This window comes from Curtobacterium sp. MMLR14_002, from assembly GCF_001864975.1.
GTDB classification, from domain to species: domain Bacteria; phylum Actinomycetota; class Actinomycetes; order Actinomycetales; family Microbacteriaceae; genus Curtobacterium; species Curtobacterium flaccumfaciens.
On the sequence record NZ_MJGT01000116.1, the window covers coordinates 163,970 to 169,540 of the forward strand.

4 protein-coding genes are annotated in these 5,571 nt (G+C 69.3%); 2 read left to right on the forward strand and 2 right to left on the reverse strand.

What is annotated here, in order from left to right:
• Nucleotides 1-27: 27 nt before the first annotated feature.
• Nucleotides 28-1,257, reverse strand: a complete 1,230-nt coding sequence (locus BIU91_RS17370) for an ABC transporter ATP-binding protein (RefSeq protein ID WP_071406442.1) — start codon at nt 1,255-1,257, stop codon at nt 28-30.
• Nucleotides 1,258-1,260: 3 nt separating this feature from the next.
• Nucleotides 1,261-2,145 (reverse strand): ABC transporter permease, encoded by an 885-nt coding sequence (locus tag BIU91_RS17375; protein ID WP_366556905.1) that lies wholly within the window; start codon nt 2,143-2,145, stop codon nt 1,261-1,263.
• Between the two features lie 208 nt (nt 2,146-2,353).
• Here BIU91_RS17375 and BIU91_RS19070 point away from each other — a divergent pair, with 208 nt between their 5' ends.
• On the forward strand, nt 2,354-2,950 hold the full coding sequence (locus BIU91_RS19070) for a hypothetical protein (RefSeq protein ID WP_071406444.1): 597 nt from the start codon (nt 2,354-2,356) through the stop codon (nt 2,948-2,950).
• Nucleotides 2,950-5,526, forward strand: coding sequence for a hypothetical protein (locus BIU91_RS17385; protein ID WP_071406445.1), 2,577 nt, complete (start codon nt 2,950-2,952; stop codon nt 5,524-5,526). The genes BIU91_RS19070 and BIU91_RS17385 overlap by 1 nt, the downstream gene beginning before the upstream one ends.
• Nucleotides 5,527-5,571: the final 45 nt, after the last annotated feature.

The window sequence follows — 5,571 nt, forward strand, 5'->3', positions numbered from 1 at the left end:
GGGCCCCGGTGTCGCCGTCGTCCGGGGTCAGTCGAGCTCCTCGATCGAGGGTTCGGCGTAGACCGTGCCCACGGCGTGCTCGAACCCGGGGACCTCGAACGAGTCGCACTCCGGCATGTCGTGCAGGTGGCGCCCGGCGGAGTCCATCATCGACACATTGATGAAGTACTTGCCGGTGCCGAACGCGGTGTCGGCAATCCGCAGGCGGAGCTTCCGGCGACCGTGCAGCGGCTGCAGTTCGAGGCCCATGATGCCGGTGGTGGTGCCGTAGACGACCTGGCCACCGGCGTTGTTGATCTGGACCGCGGCCTCCCAGTCGGCGATGCCGTCCAGGTGCTCGAACTCCATGTCCACGACGAGGTCGTCGCCCGGCATGACCTCGGCGCGGGGCTGCTTGCCGTCGACGTGCACGCTCGCGCCGATGACCTTGCCACGGCCGACGGCGACGTCGGTGCTGAGCTCGCCCTGACGGCGTTCCTCGAGCACCTCGCGGAACATGCTCACGGCCTGGACGGGGTCACCGTCGTGCAGCACCTTGCCCTTGTTGAGCAGGACGACGCGGTCGCACATCTCCTGCACCTGGCTGAGGGAGTGCGTGACGATGATGATCGTCTTGCCGGCCTCCTGGAAGGTGCGGATGCGGTCGAGGCACTTGCGCTGGAAGGCCTCGTCACCGACGGCCAGGACCTCGTCGACGAGCAGGACGTCGGGGTCGGTGTGCACGGCGACGGCGAACGCGAGCCGCACGTACATGCCCGATGAGTAGAACTTCACCTGGGTGTCGATGAAGTCCCCGATGCCCGAGAACGCCAGGATGTCGTCGAACTTCTCCTCGGTCTGCTTGCGGCTGAGGCCGAGCAGGCTCGCGTTGAGGTAGACGTTCTCGCGGCCGGACAGGTCGGGGTGGAACCCGGCGCCGAGCTCGAGCAGGGCGGCGAGGCGACCGCGGCGGGACACCGTGCCGGAGGTCGGCTGGATGATGCCGCCGATGGCCTTGAGCAGGGTCGACTTGCCGGAGCCGTTCTGGCCGATGAGCCCGACGGTCGAGCCGGCCTGGATCGACACCGTGACGTCGTCGAGGGCCCAGAAGTCCTGGCGGTGCTTCCGCCCGGCGCGGCCGAGCGTGACTATCCGCTCGCGCAGGGTGTTGTCCTTGCGGACCGTGAAGCGCTTGCGGACGTGGTCGATGACGATGACGTCGGGACGCTCGGCGGTCTCGCCGGCGGTCGACGGGGCGACGGGGGTGCTGATGGCCATGGTCTAGAGCTCCTGCGCGAAGTTGCCCTGCAGGCGGGAGAAGATCCGCTGCGCACCGATGAGGCAGAGGAGGCCGATCACGAACGCGATCCCCAGCCGGAGCATCAGGTGGTCCGGGTACGTGACGTCCGCCGGGTCGTGCAGCCAGATCGCGTTCTGCAGGCCGAGCACCGACAGGGTCAGCGGGTTGTTCGTGTAGAGGGTGAGGAGCCAGTCGGTGTTCACGGTGGCGACCACCCGCGAGTACGAGTAGACGATCGGCGAGGCCCAGAGCAGGACCATCAGGCCGACGTCGATGACGAACTGCACGTCGCGCAGGTACACGTTGAGCGCGGACAGCACCAGGCCGATGGCCGCGCCGTAGACCAGGATCACCGCGAGCGAGGGGATCAGGTAGACCAGGCCCTCGTGCCACGGGAAGACGCCGATGACGACCGTCGCGGCCAGCAGGATCGCGAACTGGATGGTGAAGTTCACCAGGGCCGCGCCCACACTGGCGAGTGGGAAGACCTCGCGCGGGACGTAGACCTTCTTGATCAGCCCGGAGTTGCCGACGATCGACCCGGTCGACCCGGCGACGATCTCGCTGAAGAGCGTGTAGGCGGTCAGGCCGGTGAAGACGTAGATCGCGAAGTTGTCGATGCCGTTGGCGGCGCCGAGGACCTTGCCGATGACGAAGTAGTAGATGAGCAGCTGGGTCAGCGGGCGCACGAGCGTCCACACGAACCCGAGTGCCGAGTCCTTGTACCGGGCCTTCAGGTCACGTCGGACGAGCATGCCGAGCATCTCGCGCTGCCGGAAGACGTCGCGCAGCTCACGGAAGGTCCCGCGGAAGGCGCTCGTCGGAGCGCCGATCACGACGAGGGGTTCCTTCGCGAGCGCGGTCATGCGGGCTTGGTCGACCATACGTCTCTTCGTTCGTGGGGGGCAGGACCGGAACAGCATACTCACCGGGCCCGCGGGACGGGGTTGGGCGACGGTCGTCGTGCACCCCGAGTGGGGGTGATTCCGGCCGATCCAACCCTCAACCTTCACTTTCGAGTTACCGTTGTTGCAACCCGGACCCTTGTCAACATCCACAGGACGGCCCGTCAGCATGCTCCTCGCATCCAGGCCGATCGCTGCGTTCGCGGTGGTCGGTGCACTCAGTCTCCTCTTGGCCGGTTGTTCCGGTGGTGGCGACGACGCCACCCCGTCGCCGTCCGCGTCCGTCTCGCGCACCCCGAGTGCGACCCCGACCGACGACGACTCGGCGACCTCGGCCCCCACCGACGCGGCCTCGACGCCGACCGACGGTGGGTCCGACGACGATGCCGGCGCCTCCGACGACGACACCCCCGGTGCGTTCCCGGGCAGCGGCGCGACGAACCAGCCGGACACCGACCCGTCGGAGTACCCGGCCACGTCCGTCGTCACGTTCGCCGGCTGGGACACCGGCTCGAAGACCCTCCAGGCCGGTGGCCTGGTCTCCGGTACGACCGACACGAGCGGGAAGTGCACCTTCACCGCGACGAAGGACGGCGTCACGCGCACCGCCACGAGCACCGCACAGGCGAGTGCCTCGTCGGTGAACTGCGCGCAGGTGTCGTTCCCCGCGGCGAAGGTGTCGAGCGGCACCTGGTCCGTCACCCTGACCTACGCCGTCGGCTCCGCGTCGACGACGTCCGACCCCCTGACCGCCGAGGTCCCGTGATGCGCACCCCCCGCACCCCCCGCACCACCCGTTCCCCCCGAGCAGCCCGCTCCCGCCGTTCCCTCCGGAGCTCCCTCGCCCTGGTGGCGGCCTTCGCCGTCGCGGTGAGCGGCCTGACCTTCGGCACGGTGCTGGCGGAGCAGACGACGACCCAGTCGGCGTCGGCCGCGGTCGCCTCGGACTTCGACCCGGGCAACATCATCAGCGACGCGAACTTCTACAACGGCTCGGCGATGAACGCCGCCGCCGTGCAGTCGTTCCTGACGAGCGTCGCGCCGAACTGCCGGAAGTCGTCGAGCGGCCCCGCCTGCCTCAAGGACTTCTCGCAGAAGATGAGCGCGATCGGCGCCGTCTCCGGCCGGTGCAGCGCGATCGCCGGCGGCACCAAGTCGGCGGCGACGATGATCGCCCAGGTCGGTGCCGCGTGCGGCATCAGCCAGAAGGTGCTGCTCGTGCTCCTGCAGAAGGAGCAGGGCATCGTCACGACGTCCTCGCCGACGTCCTACATGTACCTGCACGCCACCGGCTTCGCGTGCCCGGACACCGCCCCGTGTGACCCGGCGTACTTCGGCTTCGGCCAGCAGGTCTACGCCGCGGCCCTGCAGTTCAAGCGGTACCAGGCGTCGCCGACCTCGTGGGCGTACCAGGCGGGCCGGACGAACTCGATCCTGCTCAACCCGAACGCGGCGTGCGGTCGGAAGTCCGTCTACATCCAGAACCAGGCCACCGCGAGCCTGTACATCTACACCCCGTACACCCCGAACGCCGCGGCCATGTCGAACCTCTACGGCTCCGGTGACAGCTGCTCCGCCTACGGCAACCGCAACTTCTGGCGCATGTACACCGACTGGTTCGGTGCTGCTGCCGGCGGCGGCAACCCCTACGGCGACGTCGACTCCGTGACCGCGACCTCCACCTCGTCGATCACGGTCACCGGCTGGGCGGCCGACCCGGACACCACCAACGCCCTGCGCGTCGCGTTCTACGTCGACGGTGCCGGCGCGAAGACCGTCACGGCGGACACGACCCGGAGCGACCTCGCCGGCACCCTCGGCGCGAACAACACCCGGCACGGGTTCTCGGCCGAACTGACCGGGCTGAGCCTCGGCGCGCACTCCGTCTGCAGCTACGCCATCAACCAGGGCCGCGGGGCGAACACCCTGCTCGGCTGTTACACCCGCACCATCACGAGCGCGGCACCCAAGGGCGTCCTCGACTCGGTGACCGGCGGCGTCGGCACGATCTCGGCCACCGGCTGGGTCCTCGACCCCGACTCGTCCAAGCCCGGCTCGTGGAAGATCCTCGTCGACGGCGTGAGCAAGGCGACCGGCACGGCGGACAAGACCCGCACCGACGTGGCGAAGGTCTACCCCGGCGTCGGCAGCACCCTCGGCTTCTCGAAGACGATCGGTGGCATCAGCGCGGGCTCGCGCGCCGTGACGCTGTACGTGATGGACAAGCCCGGCACGAAGTACGTGAAGGTCGCGTCGAAGTCGGTCGTCGTGGACGCCCCGACCACCGGCAAGACCGGCAAGACCGGTGCCGTGCGCGGCTCGTACGACTCCGTCACCGGCGGCGTCGGCACGGCCACCGTGCGGGGCTGGGCGATCGACCCGGACGTGTGGGACCCGGTCAAGTACAAGATCCACGTCGACGGCGTCAGCACGAACAGCGGGGTCGCGGACGCCACCCGCACCGACGTCGAGGCGACGCACCCGACGTGGGGCTCCGACGTCGGCCTGACGCTCCGGCTCACCGGCCTGAAGGCGGGCAAGCACACCGTGCGCGTCTACTTCCAGGACCTGCAGGGCGGCAAGTACGTCAGCTTCGGCACCAAGTCCGTGACCGTGACCGCCGCGTCGACCGCCGAACCCGACGCGTCGGGGACGACCGGCAAGACGGGCAAGACCGGCTCGCTCAAGGGTGCGTTCGAGTCCGTGGTCGGTGGCGTGAACAGCGCCACGGTGCGCGGCTGGGCGATCGACCCCGACGTCTGGGACCCCGTCGCCTACAAGATCCACGTCGACGGTGTCGCCATCGCCCCCGGGACCGCGAACGCGAAGCGGACCGACGTCGAGGCCGTGCACCCCGCGTGGGGCTCCGACGTCGGCCTCTCGCTGAAGATCCCCGGGCTGACCGCCGGCACCCACACCGTGCGCGTGTACTTCCGGGAGCTGCCGAGCGGCACGTACAAGAGCTTCGGCACGAAGAGCGTGACGGTCACCGACCCGCCGACCACCGGCAAGACGGGCAAGACCGGCTCGGTCAAGGGCCTGTACGAGTCCGTCACCGGCGGCACGGGCACCATCACCGTGGCCGGCTGGGCGATCGACCCGGACGTCTGGGACCCGGTCAAGTACAAGATCCACCTGGACGGCGTGGCCGTCTCGCCCGGAACGGTCAACGCGACCCGCACCGACGTGCAGGCCGTGCACCCGGACTGGGGTTCGGACGTCGGGCTGTCGCGGAAGTTCACCGGGGTGAAGAAGGGCACGCACACCGTGCGCGTCTACTTCCAGGACCTGCCGAGCGGCACCTACAAGAGCTTCGGCACGAAGACCGTCACCGTGCGGTAGACGGTCACCGTGCAGTAGACGGTCGCCACACGACGGACGGGAGGC